Here is a 19,885-nt window from a genome sequence, read left to right on the forward strand (position 1 = left end):
GATAACCACTATTTCCGGACAGATACTCCTTTACTAATTTGACTTTGAACTGCACATCATATTTTGCCATTGAAAAACCCCAATAAGTTGAAGAGGTGTCCAACTTTTTGGGGTCAGTTCAGAGCGTTGGGAACGAGTAAAAAACGACACCTCGCTAAATGGATAGTTCTTTGCGAACGATTTCTGCGCCGGCACTTAAGGCAAGCAACTTGCCTCTTGCCACTTCACGAGGTAAAGGTGCCATTCCACAATTAGTACAAGGATAAAGCTTATCGGCATCAACAAACTGAAGGGCTTTACGCAGGGTATTGGCGACTTCCTCGGGCGTTTCAATAATCTTGCTTGCCACGTCAATAGCACCTACCATTACTTTCTTGCTCCTGATAAGCTCAATAAGATCAATCGGAACATGAGAGTTATGACATTCCAGCGAGATGATATCTATTTTGGATTGTTGCAATTTTGGAAAAGATTCTTCATATTGGCGCCACTCTGAGCCCAGCGTCTTTTTCCAGTCTGTATTGGCTTTAATCCCGTAACCATAGCAAATATGCACGGCAGTTTCACATTTCAGCCCTTCAATCGCTCTTTCCAGGGTGGCAATACCCCAATCATTCACATCATCAAAGAAAACATTAAAGGCAGGCTCATCAAATTGAATGATGTCTACCCCAGCCGCTTCCAACTCTTTGGCTTCCTGATTAAGGATTTTGGCAAATTCCCAGGCCAGTTTTTCACGGCTTTTATAATGGCTGTCATAAAGCGTATCAATCATGGTCATGGGACCCGGCAACGCCCACTTAATAGGCTGCCTGGTGTGCTGACGTAAAAATTTGGCATCTTCAACAAAAACGGGCTTTGTGCGGGCCACAGCACCCACCACCGTTGGCACACTCGCATCGTAGCGATCACGGATTCTCACGGTCTCCCGTTTCTCAAAGTCAACACCGCTAAGGTGTTCAATAAACGTGGTCACAAAATGCTGACGGGTTTGCTCGCCATCACTAATAATATCAATACCTGCTGTTTCCTGTTCTTGCAATGACAAACGTAAAGCATCTTGTTTGCCCTCAATTAATTGCTCACCTTGTAATTGCCAGGAAGACCAAAGTGTCTCGGGTTGTGCAAGCCAGGAAGGTTTAGGCAAGCTGCCAGCCGTTGAAGTGGGTAATAATTTTTTCATAATAAATAGTTTTTTTTTGATTAATTAAAGGGCGTAGTTAGCAGCCCATTGATTTAGAATGGTTTGGTATGGTTTCATAAAATATTCTTCAGTCAGCCTGCCCTGCTCAATAGCCAGTTGGCTACGCTCTTCCCGGTCGTAGACAATTTGGGTTAATGAGTGATCCTGGTTCGTTAAGCGTGGTTGATAGCACTTGCCTGCCACAGAATTGGCATTGTAAATTTCAGGCCGGTAAATTTTCTGGAACGTTTCCATCGTGCTGATGGTACTAATCAGTTCAAGATTCGTATAGTCATTAAGCAAATCACCACAAAAATAAAATGCCAACGGTGCAACACTGTTTTCAGGCATAAAATAACGAGCCCGCATCCCCATTTTTTCAAAATATTGATCCGTTGGAGAAGACTCGTTCTGACGGTACTCAACCCCCAATACAGGATGCCGGTTTTCAGTCCTGTGATAGGTCTTGCTGCTTGCAACGCTTAAACATATAACAGGCGGTTTATTAAAGTTTTCTTTGTAAACATTTGAGTTCACGAAGCATTGAAACAGCTTTCCGTGCAAATCACCAAAATCATCTGGAAGACTGAATTCATTTTTATCTTTATTGTGCGCTGGCAGCAACACACTAAAATCATAGTCCCGCACGTAAGAGGAAAAATTATTCCCTACAATACCTTCTATGCGTATATTATCTTTTTGATCAACAATATTGGTTTTCAATATTTCAATCACAGGAAAGGGAACGCCCTTGCCTTCAATATCAACATCAACTGAAATAATCTCAAGCTCAACCGAATAACGATCCCCCTTGGAGTTATCCCAATCGGCCAAATCATTGAAGCGGTTATTAATCATCCTTAACGTGTTGCGCAAATTCTGTTGCCGGCTATCGCCCCTGGCTAAATTGGCAAAATTGGTGGTGATGCGTGTGTTTTCTGCTGGATGATAGTTTTCATCAAAGCAAATACGCTTAATACTAAATGCAAATTCTTTACTCATTGTGATCGGTCACTCTCATTTTAATAACTTGTATTGTAGGAAAGCATTTATATGAAGTAAAATGGTCTTATTTCATTAACCCATGAATATTTATCATTAATTATGTTGGAACGTATCCACCTGTCCATTGTGCAGCAAGTTGAACAGCAAGGCTCCATGACTGCAGCCGCAGATATGCTACATGTTACCCAGTCGGCACTTAGTCACAGCATGAAGAAGCTGGAGCAGCAGTTAGGCACTAATATCTGGCGACGTGAAGGCCGCAGCCTGCAGCTTACCCAGGCAGGACAATATCTGCTGGCCGTCGCCAATCGCGTGCTGCCACAGCTGGATCTGGCGGAAGAACGGTTGCGCCAGTTCGCACAAGGTGAACGGGGCTCCCTACGCATTGGCATGGAATGCCATCCCTGCTATCAATGGCTGCTGAAAATCGTCTCACCTTATCTAAGTGCCTGGCCCGATGTTGATGTCGATGTGAAACAGAAATTTCAGTTTGGCGGCATGGGGGCACTTTTTGGTTATGAAATTGATTTACTGGTCACCCCCGACCCGCTTTACAAACCCGGCCTGAAATTTGAGCCCGTGTTCGACTACGAACAGGTGCTGGTGGTTGCCAAAAACCATACACTTGCAAACGCTACCTATGTCAAGCCGCATCACCTTACCCAGGAAGTCTTAATCAGCTATCCGGTAGACGTTGAGCGCCTGGACATTTACAACCAGTTTTTGCTACCGGCAGGCATCGCCCCCAAACGCCACAAAACCATTGAAACCACAGACATTATGTTGCAGATGGTGGCCAGCGGTCGCGGGGTAACCGCCTTGCCACGCTGGCTGATTGAAGAGTATACCGACAAGCTGCCCATAGTACCTGTAAGGTTGGGACCCGATGGCATTGCCAAGCAGATTTTTGTGGGCTTGCGCGAAACCGATATCGAGATTGACTATATACAGGCCTTTGTCGCGCTAGCCCGGGGTTCCTCTTTCTAAGCCTTGGTTTTTCCTACAAAAAAGTCCGCATAAAGCGGGCTTTTTACGGCCAGCAACCATTTAGCGGCCGCCAGCTGCGACAAGCATTTTTTCAATATCGCGATAATTGGCACGCCGGGCATGCTGAAGTGGTGTCACACCATTACCATCTGCCAGATTAACGTCTGCACCTGCCTTGATCAGCAATTCTACAATTTGCCGGTGACGCTCACCGCCATCGCCCAGAATAATTGCCTCAAGTATCGCGGTCCAGTGAAGGTTGTTAACGTGATCCACATCAACCCCAGCCTCAATCAGGGCGCCTACTGTTTCGACATGTCCGCGTTCTGCGGCCGGGATCAGCGCCGTCCCACCGTACCGGTTGGTGCTCTTCAGATCGGCCCCATGCGCCAACGTCATTCTTAAAATATCCAAATGACCGCGCGCTCCTGCATAAAGATAAGGGCTGTCATTGATATTATCTTTGGCGTTTACGTCGGAGCCGGCTTCGATAAGGACCTTGGCCGCCTCAACAGCATTGGCATGTGTAGCCGTCAAGAGCGCCGTTGCCCCGCTAGCGTCGCGTGCATCAATTTGCGCACCTTCGGCCAGTAGCTGGCTAACACGCACTGCATCATTCTGTTTAGCGGCTTTATGCAACGACATTTCATTCATGGATTTTCCGGTACCAATAAGGGGAAAGGCCAACAGCCACAGAGCGACAACGGTTGCAAAGATCGTACGACAAAACATGATGAATCTCCCGGTCAATGGCAAAAATAGCCTGGCTATGAAGGAGCCCGAGCTTAGGCCCGGCTGGAAACGCCTGCCTGCCGCGCTGTGGCATTCAGCTCGGCAACACGCAATTCCCTGGTCGTACTGCCACTTGCCCTATCAGTGCCCGGTGCTATTCCGGTGCTACCGGCTATCATCGTGATGCAAACGATAGTCGAGCTGGTCGCCTCAACAGTCTACATGCGCCTTATTCCAAAACTTGGGTCGAACCCAGCCACCAAACCACCACGGGACAAGCATATCCAAGATGCTAGTTGAAGGTTAGTTAACGCACTACCCCTAGCGGATCAGGCTTTCATAGACAGTGCCGTGATCCAGCACCTTGCCTGCTTCGTCCATAACGCGCATGGCATCGGCCGAGACTTCGTCGATAACCACGACTTCGCCGTCAACCAGCCCGATTTCAATTTTCATGTCGACCAGGGTAAGACCCTTGTCGTGCAGGTCGGCTTCAACAATGCGGCACACCTGGCGGGTAATGTCTTTGGCCTGCTCAAGGTGAACCGGACTAACAAGACCCAGGGCAACAAGGGTGTCATCGTTAATCAGTGGATCGCCGCGTTCATCATCTTTGACGGTGATCTCGACCAGATAATCCAAATTGGCATCTACATCGGAAATGTACTGCTGGTAACGGCGCAGGAAGCTGCCCCAGGGGCGGGTGCGGCAAACGAACTCCAGACCGCCTGCCCCGCTAATACTTTTGCCTAATGGCTCGGCACGACGGACTTCCATGGTGCCTTTTTCAAGATCAAGCTGCACCAGATGGGTGGAAATGTTGGCGGCGTGAAGACGCTTGAAGAAGTAATCGGTCATGGCAAGCGATTTACGGCCCTTGCCTTCGACCTGACCAATAACCGTATTGGCACCCGGGTCGATAACACCGTTATCGCCAGTCACGTCGTCTTTGAAAACAAGAAGGATGTTGCCGTTTGCAAGGGCAAACAGGTCTTTGGTCTTGCCGGAATAAATTTTTTCGCTGGTATTCATCAGTTTACTCGTTGATGGTTTCAATATTTTGTTTTGGAAGAGAGGCAGTGCACCGGACAGGCACCCTGCCCCTGCCACTTATTCCCACTCAATTGTTGCTGGCGGTTTGCTGGACACATCATAAACCACGCGGTTAATGCCACGTACTTCATTAATAATACGCCCTGACACTTTAGCCAACAAAGGATACGGCAAAGGCGCCCAGTCTGCCGTCATGAAATCGGACGTTTGCACGGCACGCAATGCCACCACGTACTCATACGTACGGCCATCACCCATGACGCCAACAGATTTAACCGGCAGGAAGACCGCAAAGGCTTGCGATGTCAGGTCATACCAGCTGCGTCCGGTTTCAGGGTCTATCGTGTTGCGCAGCTCTTCAATAAAAATCGCATCGGCGCGACGCAACAAGTCGGCATATTCTTTTTTAACCGCACCCAGAATACGTACGCCCAGACCAGGGCCAGGGAATGGGTGACGGTAAACCATGTGCGGTGGCAGACCCAAGGCAATACCCAGCTTGCGCACTTCGTCTTTAAACAGCTCTCGCAAGGGTTCAAGCAATTTCAGGTTAAGGGTTTCGGGCAGGCCGCCTACGTTATGGTGCGATTTAATAGCGACTGCCTTGCCGGTTTTAGAGGCAGCTGACTCAATCACATCGGGGTAAATGGTGCCCTGCGCCAGCCATTTGGCATTTTTACGCTTGCCGGCTTCTACCTGGAAGACCTCAACAAATTCGCGGCCAATAATTTTGCGTTTGGCCTCTGGGTCGGTAACGCCTTCAAGGTGGCCCATAAATTGTTCATGGGCATTAATATGCACAATATTAACGCCCAGGTTTTCATGAAGCACTTCCATGACCTGTTTGCCTTCGTCCAGACGCAGCAAGCCGTGATCTACAAATACACAGGTTAGCTGGTCGCCAATGGCACGATGAATAAGAGCAGCTGCCACAGAAGAGTCTACCCCGCCAGACAGGCCAAGGATAACCTCATCGGTGCCCACCTGCTCACGGATATAAGCAACCGCTTCGGAAACGTAATCGGGCATGTTCCAGTCGCCATTGCAACCGCAGATATCAATAACAAAACGGTTGACCAAAGCCTGACCCTGAACCGTGTGGGTAACTTCCGGGTGAAACTGCACACCGTAAAAATGGCGTGTTTCGTCAGCCATGCCGGCAATGGGGCAGGATGGGGTTGATGCCATCAGCTTGAAACCTTCGGGCAATTCAATGACCTTGTCACCATGGCTCATCCAGACTTTTAGCATGCCATGGCCTTTGGGGGTTTCAAAGTCTTGAATCCCTTTAAGCAAGGCGGTATGGCCATGAGCCCGTACCTCGGCATAGCCGAATTCACGCTGATCTGACCAACTTACCTTGCCGCCCAGTTGCATGGCCATCGCTTGCATGCCATAACAAATACCCAAGACAGGTACACCCAGCTCAAACACCTGTGCCGGCACTTTCAGGGAGCTTTCATCGTAAGCCGATGAGTGGCTGCCGGAAAGAATAATACCTTTAAGACCCTGTGATTGCTGTTCTTTAAGGAATGCTTCAGATACATCACCCGGATGAATTTCACAGTAAACACCCGCTTCACGAACGCGGCGCGCAATAAGCTGCGTTACCTGGGAACCATAATCAAGAATTAAAATACGTTGATGCATATAAAGACCATTAAATGTAGCAATTTGTGCTAAAAGCACAGACAGGATAAAGCGTAAATTATAATGTATAGTCTAGTATCAAATGAATGTATTTAGCCCTGCAAACACATTTAGACTCACCCTTTCCCACTTCTTTTTCAAAAAAACAAATAAATACCCGTAATAAGGAGACAACATGACAGAACATACCCCCACAACATTTGTACTGGTACATGGTGCCTGGCATGGAGGCTGGGTGTGGCAAACACTGGCAGAGCATTTGCGCCAGCAGGGTCACAGGGTATACACGCCCACCCTTACCGGACTGGGCGAACGATCCCATTTGCTTAATGAAAACATTACGCTGGACACCTTTATTACCGACATTGTCAACCTGTTTAAATGGGAAAAACTGAATAATGTGGTATTGCTAGGGCACAGTTTTGGCGGACTGGTCATTAGCGGGGTAGCAGACAGGGTCCCTGAAAGCATCCGGCAATTGATTTACCTGGACGGTTTCCTGGTTGAAAACGACCAATCCCCTTTTGACACCCTGCCGTCCAAAGCGGTTGAAAAACTGAAAAACATAGCGGCTACCCAATGCAATGGCCTGGCCCTACCCGCACCAAGGCCGGTATTGCTGGGCTATCCCGATGACGAAAACACAACCGAAACCATTGCCGGCCTGCTTACGCCCCACCCCATTGGCACCTACGCCAACAAACTGGCGCTGCATCATCCGCTGGGCAATTACCTGCCAGTTACGTATTACAAATGTACCAACCCCGCCTATGACCCGGTTGCCCAGTCACATGTGCTGGCTAAAAAGCAGCAAGGCTGGAGCATTGTAAAATTGCCCACCTCTCACGCTGCTCCCTTTACCCACCCACATTTGCTGGCTGATCTGCTGCTGTCGTTTTAACCAGGTTTAAACGTCCTGGTGTGAAGTATTTGGAGGCTGGTTTGCCTGCTGGCATGTGCTCATGACGGGCACACCCAATAAAAAACCCTTCCGGAAAAATTTTCGGAAGGGTTTTTTACCTTAACGGCCAAGCCGGACTTAACCTGTATTAAACAGGATTAATCAGCTCGATAGTTAGGCGCTTCTTTCGTAATTTGCACATCATGCACGTGAGATTCGCGAACACCCGCAGAGGTGATTTCAACGAACTCGGGCTTGGTGCGCATATCGTCGATAGAGGCACAACCGCAATACCCCATGGAGGCACGAATACCCCCTACCAATTGGTAGATAATGGCCAGCACACTGCCTTTATAGGGCACGCGACCTTCAATACCTTCAGGGACGAGCTTGTCTGTATTGTTGGACGCTTCCTGGAAGTAACGGTCGGCAGAACCTTTTTCCATGGCTGCCAGGCTACCCATGCCACGATAAGACTTGTAAGAACGGCCCTGGAACAGAATCACTTCTCCGGGGGCTTCTTCAGTACCGGCAAACATACCACCCATCATGCAGGCATAGGCACCGGCAACCAGGGCTTTGGAGACGTCTCCGGAATATCGGATACCGCCGTCGGCGATTAACGTTACACCCGTACCTTCAAGCGCTTTGGCCACATCTGAAATGGCGGTAATTTGCGGAACACCCACACCAGCCACAACACGGGTGGTACAAATTGAGCCGGGGCCAATACCCACTTTCACGCCATCGGCACCGGCTTCAGCCAGCGCTTTGGCAGCGGCTGCCGTCGCAATATTTCCACCAATGACATCTATCTTGGGATAGTTTTGCTTAACCCAACGAACACGATCCAGAACACCTTGCGAATGACCGTGAGCAGTGTCTACAATGATGACATCGACGCCAGCAGCAGCCAGTTTGGCCACGCGTTCTTCGGTGCCTTCGCCAACACCCACGGCAGCGCCAACGCGCAACTGGCCGAAAGCATCTTTACAGGCAAAAGGGTGCTCGGTATTTTTAACGATATCTTTAACGGTAGCCAGGCCACGCAATTCAAAATTGTCGTTCACAATTAACACGCGTTCCAGACGGTGTTTGTGCATTAAGGTTTGGGCTTCATCAAGCGTACTGCCTTCACGCATGGTAACCAAACGCTCTTGCGGTGTCATAACGTTTTTGATGGGCTCGTCGTAACGGTCTTCAAAACGCAGGTCACGGTTGGTGACAATACCTACTAGCTTGCCATTTTCAACAACCGGCAGGCCTGAAATACCATTTTGTTTTTGTAATTCGATGGCATCACGAACGGTCATGATGGGTGTTACCGTGATAGGGTCGATAACAATACCGAATTCATGACGCTTGACACGGGCCACTTCACGGGCCTGTTCATCAGCGGTCATGTTTTTATGAATAATACCAATACCGCCTTCCTGGGCCATGGCAATGGCCAGACGCGACTCGGTGACGGTATCCATAGCGGCCGACACAAGCGGAATATTCAGGCTGATATTACGGGTTAATTTGGTTTTTAAGGAAGTGTCGCGCGGCAACACATTGGAATACGCAGGTACCAATAAAACATCATCAAAGGTAAGCGCTTTTTGAACTAAACGCATGAAAGACTCCGGGCGCAAAACAAAATTATACGCTTAAGGGATAAGGCACTCAAGCCGTTAAGCGCATTGCCATAAAAAAACCCATTTGCCAATAGGCAGTTTACCTGCAAACAAAGCAAATGGGTATTCTTTTTAACCGGTACAAATAACCGGAAAAACCACGCTAGCCCAAGGCTACCCTGGCATTCATGAACATGCGCATCCAGGGGGTGTAATCACCGCCTTCGTCCTGGCTACCCCAGGACTGGGGTGCCCAGGACATCATGACATTACGGGTTACCCGCTCGGGGTGAGGCATCATGATACTAAAACGGCCATCTGCGGTGGTTACCCCTGCCAAGCCATAAGGACTGCCGTTGGGATTGGCCGGATACGTTTCGGTAATCTGGCCATAGTTATTAATATAACGCACGCTGGCCAGCACTTTCTCTTTACTTCCCTGCTCGGCGAAGTTGGCAAACCCCTCTCCGTGTGCAACCGCAATGGGCAATTGCGTACCTTCCATGCCCGTAAAGAAAATGGATGGAGAGCTGGCAATTTCCACCATACTTAAGCGAGCTTCGTATTTGGCAGACTGGTTATAAGTGAATTTTGGCCAGAATTCAGCACCCGGGATCATGGGAGACAGGGCCGCCATCATTTGACAGCCATTACATACACCCAGGGCAAATACATCGGGGCGCGCGAAATAAGCCGCAAACTGCTCTGAAAGCTGATTATTAAAGCGGATGGTACGGGCCCAGCCTTCACCGGCACCCAAAACGTCACCATAACTGAAGCCACCCACCGACACCAGGCCCTGCGCTTCTGACAAATTGGCTTTGCCACTGAGCAAGTCGGTCATGTGGATATCGTAAGCATCAAAGCCGGCCTTGGTAAAGGCCCAGGCCATTTCCACATGGCTGTTACAGCCCTGCTCACGCAACACGGCCAATTTGGGACGCGCACCGGTATTAATGAAAGGCGCGGCAATGTTTTCCTGAGGGTTAAAATTCACTTTTGGCGTGAAACCTGGATCTGCCTTGTCATCCCAGGCACTTAATTCGGCCACGGCGCAAACCGGATTATCACGACGCTTCATGATCTGGTAGCTAACTTCGCTCCATACTTTACCCAATTCAGCACGGTCAAAACCAAAAATCCGCTTGCCGTCCCGGTAAAACTCGACTTCGTCATGGGTATTCAGGCCACCAATGACATGAGAGCATAGGGACAGGCCGGCGGCACGCAACACTTGCAATACCGCATCACGATCAGAGGCACGCACCTGAATAACCGCCCCCGCCTCTTCATTGAACAAGGCTTTGATGGTACTTTCATCACGCTGCACGGCGACCTGTTCGGGACGAATCTTGTAATCTCCCCAATCGGCCACGTTCTGGTCAAATGTAAGCATGTCCAGGTTAATGGATACGCCCGTATGTCCGGCAAAGGCCATTTCACTAACCGTCGCCAGCAAACCGCCATCAGAACGGTCATGATAAGCAAGAATACTGCCATCTTGCGCCAGGGCACGAATCGTCACAAAGAACTTGCGCAGCAATTCGGCGTCGTCCAGATCGGGAACTTCGTGTCCATATTGGTTAATGACATGTGACAGGACAGAACCACCCAGACGGTTTTTACCAAAACCAAGGTCAATAAGAATAAGGGAAGTATTCCCCTGATCGGTCACCAGCTGCGGCGTTAAGGTTTCACGTGCATCATTAACCGGCGCAAAGGCGGTCACTACCAGGGAAACAGGAGAAACCACCTGTTTTTGTTCGTTGTTTTCTTCCCAGCTGGTCCGCATGGACAGAGAGTCTTTACCGACCGGAATGGCAAGGCCAACCTGTTGGCACAATTCGCTAATGGCCTGTACCGTATCGTACAAGGCGGCATCCTGGCCATCTACCCCGCAAGCGGCCATCCAGTTAGCGGAAAGCTTGATATCTTCAAGCTTGGCCACATCGGCGGCGGCCAAGTTGGTCAGGGCTTCTGCAATAGACATACGGCCCGAGGCCGGTGCATTAATGATGGCCAGCGGAGAACGTTCGCCAAGTGCCATGGCTTCACCACGGTAACCGTCGTAATCGGCCAGCGTAACCGCACAATCGGCTACCGGCACCTGCCAGGGTCCAACCATCTGGTCACGGGCGTTTAAACCACCTACCGAACGGTCACCAATGGTAATCAGGAAAGTTTTATTGGCCACGGTAGGATGACGCATGACCTGACGGCAAACCGCATCGAAATCAAGACCGGTTACATCAATGGGCTCTTCGCTTAACTGAACCCGGGTGACATCACGGAACATGCGTGGCGGTTTGCCCAGAATGACATCAATGGGCACATCGACCGGACGCAGTTCGGTAGCGGCATCCAGCGACGTGGTGTTGGCTTCACCGGGAAGCCCTTCCCCGTTGGTGACGCGCAGCACACGCTCTTCGGTGGCAACACCTACCACCGCATACGGGCAACGCTCCCGTTTGGCCAGCGCATCAAAACGCGGCAGGTCTTCGGGAAGAATGGAAAGCACATACCGTTCCTGGGCCTCATTACTCCAGATTTCGGCGGCAGACATACCCGATTCTTCAAGATTAACCCGTTTCAAGTCAAAAATAGCACCACGACCGGCATCATTGACCAATTCGGGGAAAGCATTAGACAAACCACCCGCACCCACATCATGAATGGCAATAATGGGGTTGTCGTCCAGGAGCTGCCAGCAGGCGTCAATCACTTCCTGGGCACGACGCTCCAACTCGGGGTTACCACGCTGGACGGAATCAAAATCAAGCTGGGCCGAGTTGGCACCTACATCCATACTGGAAGCGGCACTGCCGCCCATGCCAATACGCATGCCCGGGCCACCCAGCTGAACCAGCAAGGCACCGGGTGGAATTTGGTTTTTGTGGGTTTGGCTGGCATCAATAGAGCCCATGCCCCCTGCCAACATGATGGGCTTGTGATAACCCCATTTTTGCCCGGCAACGGTTTGCTCATAAACCCGGAAGTAACCCAGCAAATTGGGACGGCCAAATTCATTATTAAAGGCAGCGCCCCCAATAGGGCCATCTATCATAATGTCCAGTGGGGTGGCAATGCGGTCTGGTGCACCGTGGGAATCTTTTTCCCAGGACTCAAGAGCATCTTCAAACTGAAGATTGGAAACCGTAAAGCCGGTTAACCCAGCCTTGGGCTTGGAGCCGCGTCCGGTTGCGCCTTCATCGCGAATTTCACCACCCGCCCCTGTGGCCGCACCGGGAAACGGTGCAATGGCCGTGGGGTGGTTATGGGTTTCCACTTTCATGAGTACATGGGTAAGACGCTCATGTGAGGCATACCTGCCAGGGCCGGCTTCGGCAATATCAGGATAGAAACGCTGGGCAATCCCACCTTCCATAACGGCAGAGTTGTCTGAATAGGCCACTACTGTGCCCAGTGGCTGTGCGGCGTGGGTTTGACGAATCATGCCAAACAGCGTGTTTTCTTTTTCTTCGCCATCGATTTTCCACTTGGCGTTGAATATCTTGTGGCGGCAGTGCTCACTGTTGGCCTGCGCAAACATCATCAGTTCAACATCGGTGGGGTCACGTCCCAGCGTTGCAAATGCATCAACCAGATATTCAATTTCGTCTTCGGACAGTGCCAGACCCAATTCAGTATTGGCCTTTTCAAGCGCCTCTTGACCCTGTGCCAGTACAGGCACGGTTTGCAAGGGCTTGCCTTCAAGTGCCCTGAACAGGGCTTGCCCGTCAAAATCGACATCCACCACGGTTTCAGTCATACGGTCATGCAGCATAGCTGCCATGCTGCCAAGCTGCGCCTCGGTAAACTGCTTGCTACCCAGCAGGCCTTTTTCAGGAATTAACAGGTATTCGATACCCCGTTCAATTCTTTTAATGCCAGACAGGCCACAGTTATGGGCGATATCAGTGGCTTTACTGGCCCATGGAGATATGGTTCCCAAACGGGGCAATACCCGCACACTAACTGTTTTTTTATCCTGAATGTCTTCGGCATTGACAGGGCGACCATAGTCGAGCAGTTGTTTCAGGCGTTGCTGTTCGGCTTCGGTGAGGGTTTGCTCACTAAGCACGTGGTGTTCATAGCGAGCCACCACATTGGCAATGGGAATACCTGCCGATTTTATTTTGGAAAGAAGACGTTCGCGCTTAAACGCAGACAACACTGAAGAACCGGGAATAAATTGGTAAATAGACACGTTTTTGTTCACAAAAAAACAAGCTGGATGGAAAGCCCCTATTTTAGCCTGCCTTGGCGATTGGCTCTGAAAAAAAACCCTTATGGACAAAAATATTGGCAAGGCCATCCGGGTTTCCCAGCTCTGCCTCCGGTTATTACAATTAATTACAACATAATGCCACCACGGCCCCTTACGTCATCAATAAAAAAAGTCTTATAAATCAAACCTGTCCAATATTCCAAATCTCTTAATAATGAATTTAAAAAGTATCGCTAACTATTTAATATATATACTTTTTTTATTTTAAATTCTATAATTGAAAAAACCCTATTCTAATTATATTTATTCTTGACTATGCGAAAATACCTAAACAAAACCCTTTCTGCTTGCTTGGGGGCATTTTGTGCCTTAAGTATGCAGCTAGCCCCTGTGGCTCATGCCCAAACAGCCGGAAAACCCATTTCCGTTCCAAATGTAACCGGCACGGCCGATAATGGCGCCTCCCTTAAATCAGAAGTTGCCTACGTGGTCGATCTTAATTCAAATCAGGTGCTGTTTTCCAAAAACAGCGACACCATACGACCTATTGCCTCAATCAGCAAACTCATGACCGCCCTGGTCATTGCCAAGGCGCATTTGCCCATGAATGAGCAAATTCAAATCGTTGATGGCGATGTCGATCGTTTCAAGTACTCCAGCTCACGCCTCAGTGTCGGCACTACGCTTACCCGCCGGGAATTATTGCATCTGGCGCTCATGTCCTCTGAAAACCGGGCTGCCCATGCTTTGGGTCGCACCTACCCGGGTGGTATGGAAGCCTTTGTGCGCGAAATGAACGCACAGGCACGTGCCCTTGGCATGACCCGAAGCCGCTTTGTAGAGCCCACCGGCCTGTCACCCATGAATGTTTCCTCACCCCGCGATCTGGTCAGGTTAATTCAGGCCACCTCAGAACAGCCACTGATTCGCCAGCTTTCTACCAGCGACGAATATGAAGTGGTCACCAGCAACGGGAGAACACAAAAATACAAAAACACCAACCGTCTTGTCAGAAACTCCAACTGGGCAATCCAGGTATCAAAAACCGGATACATTAAAGAATCCGGTGATTGCCTGGTCATGAAAACACAAATGGACGGCCGTCCGGTTGCCGTTGTGTTGCTGAATTCACAAGGCCGCCTTACCCGTTTTGCCGATGCAGTCCGGGTACGCCATTTAGTACAAAGCGATTACCCTACTTTGTTATAAGGCAAATTTTTATTAATGCTTATTGACCGTTTATTGGGTAAATAAGCATCAGCCAACATCATAATTCCCGGCACTTGCCGGGGATTATTTATATCTAAAAACAATATTAATGAATGGTGTCATCATCTTCGGGCCCGGTTTCACGTAATTCATACTCGCTTCCTTCGGCTTCTTGCCAATACCTTAAAGGCACGCAGGTCAGCAACCGCTCTATCATTCTTTTGCTTAACACCGGATCCAGTGAGTTTTTTGTCTTATTGGCAATATCCACCGTGGCATCACCCTGTATTTGGTCTATATGAAGATGCGTGTCACGGGCAAAATGAAAATTGACTTTCTCGTCTTCATCGGCGTGCAATAAATGAATGGTCTGTTCAATAGACAGGGATTCGGGCAATTGCACGAATCGCCCGCCAAATGTAATGATCCGGCCAGCCGGCACTTGTTCAGCCTTGGTTAACTCTAGCACCACACTGGCGGCATAACCTACCCCAATCAGAGCGGTTGCCTGTACGGGCAGGCCATACTCCTGCTGCTTGCCATTGATATAGGCAAGATATTGCTCACTGCTTTGTGCCACCATCTGGCCCAGCTCCGCTTCGGACAGTGCCTGATGTTGCAACAACTTTCCTTCCCAGGAATCAGGCTTGTTTGCCTGGGCCGGGTAATGGCAAACCGCCACCACGGCGGCATTTTCAAAATTCTGGCATATTTGCTGCACCAGCACATCCAGATTATCTTTTTGCCTTGTATCGTCAAAAAAAATAATAAACAATTGTTTGATGTCGTTCTTTCCGGGAACAAGTATTCTTTCGGTTACCAGCGCTGTCATGTTGATGCCTATAAAAAACTGCGTAATAATGTAATTCTATCTTAACATTCCCCTGGAATTTTCATGTCTGACTCTTTAAATCAAACCATCTCCGACGAAATCAAGAAGGCAATGCGCGCCAAACAGTCCGAGCGCCTGGGTACTTTGCGCTTTTTGCAAGCGGCCATCAAACAAAAAGAAGTAGATGAACGCACAGAACTGTCCAACGACGATATTCTGGCCATTATTGAAAAGCAAATCAAACAAAGAAAAGAATCCATTGCCGCCTACGAAAAGGCAGGCCGCACCGAAACCGCCGAAGCGGAAAAAGCCGAAATGCAAGTACTGGCTGAATTCCTGCCCGAACAGGCCAGTCCTGAAGAAATGATTGCCGTTATTACCGCCGCCATCGAAGAAGTGGCCGCACAGGGGGTAAGCGGTGCCCCGGCTATGGGTAAAGCCATGGCTATTATCAAGCAAAAACTGGCCGGCCGTGCTGATATGTCCGAGCTTTCCAAACAGCTCAAAGCCCGCCTGATGTAATTTTCCATCCCAGCCAGGCCATGTGTTCCTCTATGTACACCTGCGGCCTTCGCTGGGCCACTTACCCGCTACCCGCTACCCGCAAGCGCGGCAAGCGTTAAACTAGCCAGGCTGGGTGCAATGCCTGATATCTGCCTTATGACACTTCTTACAGCAGTGACAATTGCTGTCCGCTTTGCTGCTCCTCGGGAAAATGACTTACACCAATACCGGCCAGCCGAAATTTATGGCTCTTGATGTCATCATCGACCCTTTCAAGCAAGAGCAGGCCAGCCTGCAGCAGATGTGCCTGGCCATGTAAGGGCGCAGAAAATGTTTTTGAACGGGTAATAATACGAAACGAGTTTGTTTTGAGCTTTAACGTAACCGTACAGCCGAATTTTTTCTTTTTCAGCAATTGACCCCATAACTTGGTACACAATGCCCTTAAGGGCGTTTCTATTTGCTCAAACAGGATATCTTCATCAAAGGTGGTTTCAGTTGAAATCTGCTGGGCTGGCTGGTTGGACTCTACCGACCGCTCATCAATACCGCGGGCCAGTTGATACAGGCGATGGCCGAATTTACCAAAATGGAACGCCAGCTCGGCATGATTAAAACGTAAAAGATCACTAACCGTAAACATGCCCAATTGATGAAATTTAGCCAACGTGACCTTACCCACCCCGGGAATTTTCTGTAAAGGCAAAGGTGCCAGAAAATCTTGCACCCTGGCGGGTGAAATGACAAAAATACCATTGGGCTTGCGCCAATCAGAGGCAATTTTTGCCAGGAACTTATTAGGCGCCACACCGGCTGAGGCGGTTAAGCCCGTCAGCGAAAAAATATCCGCCCGGATGGCATTGGCCACCGCGGTTGCAGAAGGCAGGTTCTTGAGGTTAGCCGTCACATCCAGATAGGCCTCGTCTAGCGACAAAGGTTCAATCTTGTGGGTATAACGCTCAAAAACAGACCTGACCTGTCTGGACACCGTACGGTAAAGATCAAAGTTGGGGGGGATATAAATGGCCTGCGGACATAATGTCCTGGCTTTAGCCACCGACATGGCCGAACGCAGCCCGTATTTCCGGGCCTCATAAGAGGCCGCACAAATCACCGAGCGGCCACTATCCCAGGCAACCACGACTGGCTTGCCTTGCAACGATGGATTTTCCCTAAGCTCGACAGAAGCATAGAAAGCATCCATATCAACATGAATAATCTTGCGCATCATCAAAAAGCAGGCCTTGAATTGGATTACAATACATAGTTATGCTTAATGCACTAACTACATACTTCACATACACCTTTTATTATAAGTCATGAAAAACAAACTATTTTTGCTAGCCATTGCCACCCTACTTGCCGCCTGTAGCAGCAAAGGCTTTTATGATGGTGCCCCTTCGGTGCCTGCCGATGTCCCGCCCCCAACCAATTTAATGACTCCCCAATAATAACAATACTGCCCCATAAAAATGCAAAGCACTTTAATCCGCCCTCTTGAGCACGGCATAGAAATTCAGTGTGAAGTTGAAAACCAGTCTTTGAATATTTATTTCATCCTGGGTGAAACCGATTTCGAAGAAATTACCACACTGGTTCCTAAAGAACGTTTTGAACAAGGCAACGATATCCACGTTGCCTCTATTAACGAATCCCAGGACATTGAAGACGAAATGGAATCGGTTCTGGTTAACATGCAACCGGAAGATACGGTTATTTTCTTTTGCTCAGATGAAAACAGTTTCCATGTTGGACTGGATTTTCTGAATTATCAAGATTCACGTTCTTTTATCAAGCCCAATTAAGGTCTGCAAAGCCGTTTTCAACCCGTTTTTAAAAAAGGGGTATGGCTGGTCTTTAGCCTTGCCCTGGCCGGAACGCTTACCTAGACTTGAAAAACCCCCGGCTTGCCAGTCTTTGTTAGCCATTACTTCTACTGCATAGTCATTATTTAATAATTCAAGCACAAAGTCTGACGGATTATCCGGGTCATACAACAGGTAAACATGGTGCCTGGCCCGGGTTAATGCTACATAAAACAGGCGTCGCTCTTCTGCCTGGGTAAAACCCTCCTCGTCTGGCAACAGGGATTCTTGCAATAAATTAGATTGCTTTCCAGAAGGAAACCCAAACTCGCCATTATTCAAGCCCAGTACAATGACATAATCGGCTTCCTGCCCTTTAGAGCCATGCACCGTCGCACAACGCAAATGCAAACCGGTAAATTGCTGCTGCCAACGTTGCAGGGTAGATGCCGACAGCAACAAGTGCCGGAAGCGGGCCAGGATCAATACCGTTGCCGCTGGTTTCCCATCCTGTTTCAGGACCATTCCCTGTAATACCCGTGCCACACCCTGTTTTTCATCCAGCACCGTGACCGCCGGCTGGGTCTGCTGCACATTGGTAAGCAGGCTTTTTCGGGTTTGTGCGGGATTTTCCAGTACAAAGCGGCTGGCCACGGCCGAGATCTGGTTATTAAAGCGGAAAGTACGACACAATGCCACACACCTGGCCTTGCCAAACCAGGATTCAAACCTTGCGGTATAGCCAATATCACTGCCGGCAAAGCGATAAATAGCCTGCCAGTCATCGCCGACGCAAAAAAGCCGTATCTGGGGATTTTGATCTCTTATTGTCTTGATCAAATCATAGCGTTGGGCCGAAAGGTCCTGAAACTCATCAATCAGGATATCTGTCCATAAAACCGTATATCTGCCCTCACGAACGTAGCGGGTAGCCCGCTCAATCATCATGGCATAATCAATTTTTCCGGAATCCAGGATATATTGCTCATGAGACTTGGCCAAGGGTATTAATAAATCCAGTAAAAGAGCCTGGTAACGGCTTTCAAAACCGGTTTTATTTTCAAGCATTGTCCGCTTGGCTGGCAAATTTGCCTGGCCCGACCTGGCTGCCAGCAGCGCCGGTTTGAGCACATCCAGCAAACTGCGCAAACGGGAAGGGGAACGAAACAAGCTGTCTGAAATTTGCAAGAGTGCCCGCTTAGGATCCAGTGCCTGCCGAATCTTGCTGATAAACGGATTGCTGCCATCAAGCCCAGGCTCCTGTTCATAAAATTCAAGCAGGAAAGTACCATTGTGACGATGAATAGTGCGAACCTTTTCGCGATACTTGTCCACCACCGGATAATTGACAAGCTGATGTTCGGGCACATCATGAATTTCCACATAACAGTCATGCGCTGGCAAGTAAAAGCAGCACCTATATGGTTCGTAAGCACGAATATAAACATCCCTGAAATAATGGGCCCGATAACCATAGCGTATGCCCAGCACAGCCAGCGCATTGGCAAACAGCAACTCGCTCACATTCCTTGCGTAATCATCATTGTATGACCTGAAAACCTGCTGTCCCAGATAAGCTTCGTAACTTTTCTCATCCTGAAACCCGGAGCGAAGAAGGGGCCTGGATTCGTACGCATCAAACCAGGCCAAGACCAGACGCCCATATTGTGCTGAACCGTTCATCAAGCGAAGAAACTCTCTTTCAAGATAGGCCTGCAAGCGGGATTCATCACTTAACTCAGACAAGGAAATGGGGGATTTTTCAACCTGTTGAACAATACTTAGCCCCAACGCATGAAATGTCCTGGTTTCAACAGACTTGCCCCGGTGAACCTGTCGGGAAGCAATACGGCTGTCCATTTCATCTGCGGCCTCGCGGGCAAACGCCAACAGCAAAATCTGTTCTGGTCTGGCCTTGCCACTGACCTGCAAATAAGTCGCGCGGCCAGCCAGCGTACTGGTTTTTCCTGTGCCCGCACCTGCCAGAACCAGCGTATTTCTGGCGGGTGATACACAGGCAGTACGTTGTTCAAGGGTAAGGGGCTGACGCTCTATCCGGTCAAACAGGTATTTATAGGTATCCAGTTCCTGTAAGTCCGATTCTGTTTTTCTGCCAGTCTCATGCATGCCTTCTCCCGTTTTTTATGCCGCTTTATTTTAATTGGGGGAAGCGGTCC

16 protein-coding genes and 1 pseudogene are annotated in these 19,885 nt (G+C 49.3%); 7 read left to right on the top strand and 10 right to left on the bottom strand.

The window, feature by feature from the left end:
• Positions 1-154: 154 nt before the first annotated feature.
• Together JHL22_RS14545 and JHL22_RS14550 are read right to left on the bottom strand one after the other, a co-directional pair.
• A complete protein-coding gene (locus tag JHL22_RS14545; RefSeq protein ID WP_200239067.1) occupies positions 155-1,183 on the bottom strand; it encodes a methionine synthase in 1,029 nt (342 codons plus the stop codon).
• Positions 1,184-1,207: 24 nt separating this feature from the next.
• Positions 1,208-2,185 (bottom strand): DUF1852 domain-containing protein, encoded by a 978-nt coding sequence (locus JHL22_RS14550; protein WP_200239070.1) that lies wholly within the window; start codon positions 2,183-2,185, stop codon positions 1,208-1,210.
• 102 nt (positions 2,186-2,287) lie between these two features.
• Between JHL22_RS14550 and JHL22_RS14555 the strand changes: the two genes are divergently transcribed.
• Positions 2,288-3,175, top strand: coding sequence for a LysR family transcriptional regulator (locus JHL22_RS14555; RefSeq protein WP_200239073.1), 888 nt, complete (start codon positions 2,288-2,290; stop codon positions 3,173-3,175).
• Positions 3,176-3,235: 60 nt separating this feature from the next.
• On the opposite strand, the gene JHL22_RS14560 is transcribed toward JHL22_RS14555, so the two are convergent.
• Positions 3,236-3,907, bottom strand: a complete 672-nt coding sequence (locus JHL22_RS14560) for an ankyrin repeat domain-containing protein (RefSeq protein ID WP_200239076.1) — start codon at positions 3,905-3,907, stop codon at positions 3,236-3,238.
• A 60-nt stretch (positions 3,908-3,967) separates the two neighbouring features.
• Between JHL22_RS14560 and JHL22_RS16010 the strand changes: the two are divergent.
• Positions 3,968-4,207 (top strand): annotated as a pseudogene (locus JHL22_RS16010) (hypothetical protein); the annotation flags it as partial.
• A 21-nt stretch (positions 4,208-4,228) separates the two neighbouring features.
• Here JHL22_RS16010 and JHL22_RS14565 read toward each other — a convergent pair.
• Together JHL22_RS14565 and guaA are read right to left on the bottom strand one after the other, a co-directional pair.
• Positions 4,229-4,939, bottom strand: coding sequence for a phosphoribosylaminoimidazolesuccinocarboxamide synthase (locus JHL22_RS14565; RefSeq protein WP_200239079.1), 711 nt, complete (start codon positions 4,937-4,939; stop codon positions 4,229-4,231).
• 78 nt (positions 4,940-5,017) lie between these two features.
• Positions 5,018-6,610: a glutamine-hydrolyzing GMP synthase gene (guaA, locus tag JHL22_RS14570; protein WP_200239082.1), complete on the bottom strand. Its 1,593-nt coding sequence runs from the start codon at positions 6,608-6,610 to the stop codon at positions 5,018-5,020.
• Between the two features lie 175 nt (positions 6,611-6,785).
• On the opposite strand from guaA, the gene JHL22_RS14575 reads away from it, so the two are divergent.
• Positions 6,786-7,511 (top strand): alpha/beta fold hydrolase, encoded by a 726-nt coding sequence (locus JHL22_RS14575; RefSeq protein ID WP_200239085.1) that lies wholly within the window; start codon positions 6,786-6,788, stop codon positions 7,509-7,511.
• 158 nt (positions 7,512-7,669) lie between these two features.
• On the opposite strand, the gene guaB is transcribed toward JHL22_RS14575, so the two are convergent.
• Both guaB and purL read right to left on the bottom strand, forming a co-directional pair.
• Complete coding sequence (guaB, locus tag JHL22_RS14580) at positions 7,670-9,130, bottom strand: IMP dehydrogenase (protein WP_200239088.1); 1,461 nt, start codon at positions 9,128-9,130, stop codon at positions 7,670-7,672.
• Between the two features lie 163 nt (positions 9,131-9,293).
• Complete coding sequence (gene purL, locus JHL22_RS14585) at positions 9,294-13,337, bottom strand: phosphoribosylformylglycinamidine synthase (RefSeq protein ID WP_200239090.1); 4,044 nt, start codon at positions 13,335-13,337, stop codon at positions 9,294-9,296.
• Between the two features lie 396 nt (positions 13,338-13,733).
• On the opposite strand from purL, the gene pbpG reads away from it, so the two are divergent.
• Positions 13,734-14,567: a D-alanyl-D-alanine endopeptidase gene (gene pbpG, locus JHL22_RS14590; RefSeq protein ID WP_234041322.1), complete on the top strand. Its 834-nt coding sequence runs from the start codon at positions 13,734-13,736 to the stop codon at positions 14,565-14,567.
• A 106-nt stretch (positions 14,568-14,673) separates the two neighbouring features.
• On the opposite strand, the gene JHL22_RS14595 is transcribed toward pbpG, so the two are convergent.
• On the bottom strand, positions 14,674-15,399 hold the full coding sequence (locus tag JHL22_RS14595; protein ID WP_200239096.1) for an alpha/beta hydrolase family protein: 726 nt from the start codon (positions 15,397-15,399) through the stop codon (positions 14,674-14,676).
• A gap of 63 nt (positions 15,400-15,462) precedes the next feature.
• On the opposite strand from JHL22_RS14595, the gene JHL22_RS14600 reads away from it, so the two are divergent.
• On the top strand, positions 15,463-15,921 hold the full coding sequence (locus JHL22_RS14600; protein ID WP_200239098.1) for a GatB/YqeY domain-containing protein: 459 nt from the start codon (positions 15,463-15,465) through the stop codon (positions 15,919-15,921).
• A gap of 148 nt (positions 15,922-16,069) precedes the next feature.
• Here the strand turns inward: JHL22_RS14600 and dinB are convergent, their stop codons facing one another.
• A complete protein-coding gene (dinB, locus tag JHL22_RS14605) occupies positions 16,070-17,134 on the bottom strand; it encodes a DNA polymerase IV (protein ID WP_234041323.1) in 1,065 nt (354 codons plus the stop codon).
• 88 nt (positions 17,135-17,222) lie between these two features.
• On the opposite strand from dinB, the gene JHL22_RS16120 reads away from it, so the two are divergent.
• Entirely contained in the window at positions 17,223-17,354 is a 132-nt protein-coding gene (locus JHL22_RS16120) for a hypothetical protein (protein WP_268918934.1), read from the top strand.
• Between the two features lie 21 nt (positions 17,355-17,375).
• Entirely contained in the window at positions 17,376-17,708 is a 333-nt protein-coding gene (locus tag JHL22_RS14610) for a hypothetical protein (RefSeq protein ID WP_200239101.1), read from the top strand.
• Here JHL22_RS14610 and JHL22_RS14615 read toward each other — a convergent pair.
• Positions 17,682-19,835: a UvrD-helicase domain-containing protein gene (locus JHL22_RS14615; RefSeq protein ID WP_200239104.1), complete on the bottom strand. Its 2,154-nt coding sequence runs from the start codon at positions 19,833-19,835 to the stop codon at positions 17,682-17,684. The genes JHL22_RS14610 and JHL22_RS14615 overlap by 27 nt on opposite strands.
• Positions 19,836-19,885: the final 50 nt, after the last annotated feature.

Source organism: Advenella mandrilli, from assembly GCF_016595155.1.
GTDB lineage: Bacteria > Pseudomonadota > Gammaproteobacteria > Burkholderiales > Burkholderiaceae_B > Advenella > Advenella mandrilli.

Coding starts and splice junctions, on each gene's coding strand:
- JHL22_RS14545 (WP_200239067.1), bottom strand. CDS start 1,183: ATGAAAAAATTATTACCCACTTCAACGGCTGGCAGCTTGCCTAAACCT.
- JHL22_RS14550 (WP_200239070.1), bottom strand. CDS start 2,185: ATGAGTAAAGAATTTGCATTTAGTATTAAGCGTATTTGCTTTGATGAA.
- JHL22_RS14555 (WP_200239073.1), top strand. CDS start 2,288: ATGTTGGAACGTATCCACCTGTCCATTGTGCAGCAAGTTGAACAGCAA.
- JHL22_RS14560 (WP_200239076.1), bottom strand. CDS start 3,907: ATGTTTTGTCGTACGATCTTTGCAACCGTTGTCGCTCTGTGGCTGTTG.
- JHL22_RS14565 (WP_200239079.1), bottom strand. CDS start 4,939: ATGAATACCAGCGAAAAAATTTATTCCGGCAAGACCAAAGACCTGTTT.
- guaA (WP_200239082.1), bottom strand. CDS start 6,610: ATGCATCAACGTATTTTAATTCTTGATTATGGTTCCCAGGTAACGCAG.
- JHL22_RS14575 (WP_200239085.1), top strand. CDS start 6,786: ATGACAGAACATACCCCCACAACATTTGTACTGGTACATGGTGCCTGG.
- guaB (WP_200239088.1), bottom strand. CDS start 9,130: ATGCGTTTAGTTCAAAAAGCGCTTACCTTTGATGATGTTTTATTGGTA.
- pbpG (WP_234041322.1), top strand. CDS start 13,734: ATGCAGCTAGCCCCTGTGGCTCATGCCCAAACAGCCGGAAAACCCATT.
- JHL22_RS14595 (WP_200239096.1), bottom strand. CDS start 15,399: ATGACAGCGCTGGTAACCGAAAGAATACTTGTTCCCGGAAAGAACGAC.
- JHL22_RS14600 (WP_200239098.1), top strand. CDS start 15,463: ATGTCTGACTCTTTAAATCAAACCATCTCCGACGAAATCAAGAAGGCA.
- dinB (WP_234041323.1), bottom strand. CDS start 17,134: ATGATGCGCAAGATTATTCATGTTGATATGGATGCTTTCTATGCTTCT.
- JHL22_RS16120 (WP_268918934.1), top strand. CDS start 17,223: ATGAAAAACAAACTATTTTTGCTAGCCATTGCCACCCTACTTGCCGCC.
- JHL22_RS14610 (WP_200239101.1), top strand. CDS start 17,376: ATGCAAAGCACTTTAATCCGCCCTCTTGAGCACGGCATAGAAATTCAG.
- JHL22_RS14615 (WP_200239104.1), bottom strand. CDS start 19,835: ATGCATGAGACTGGCAGAAAAACAGAATCGGACTTACAGGAACTGGAT.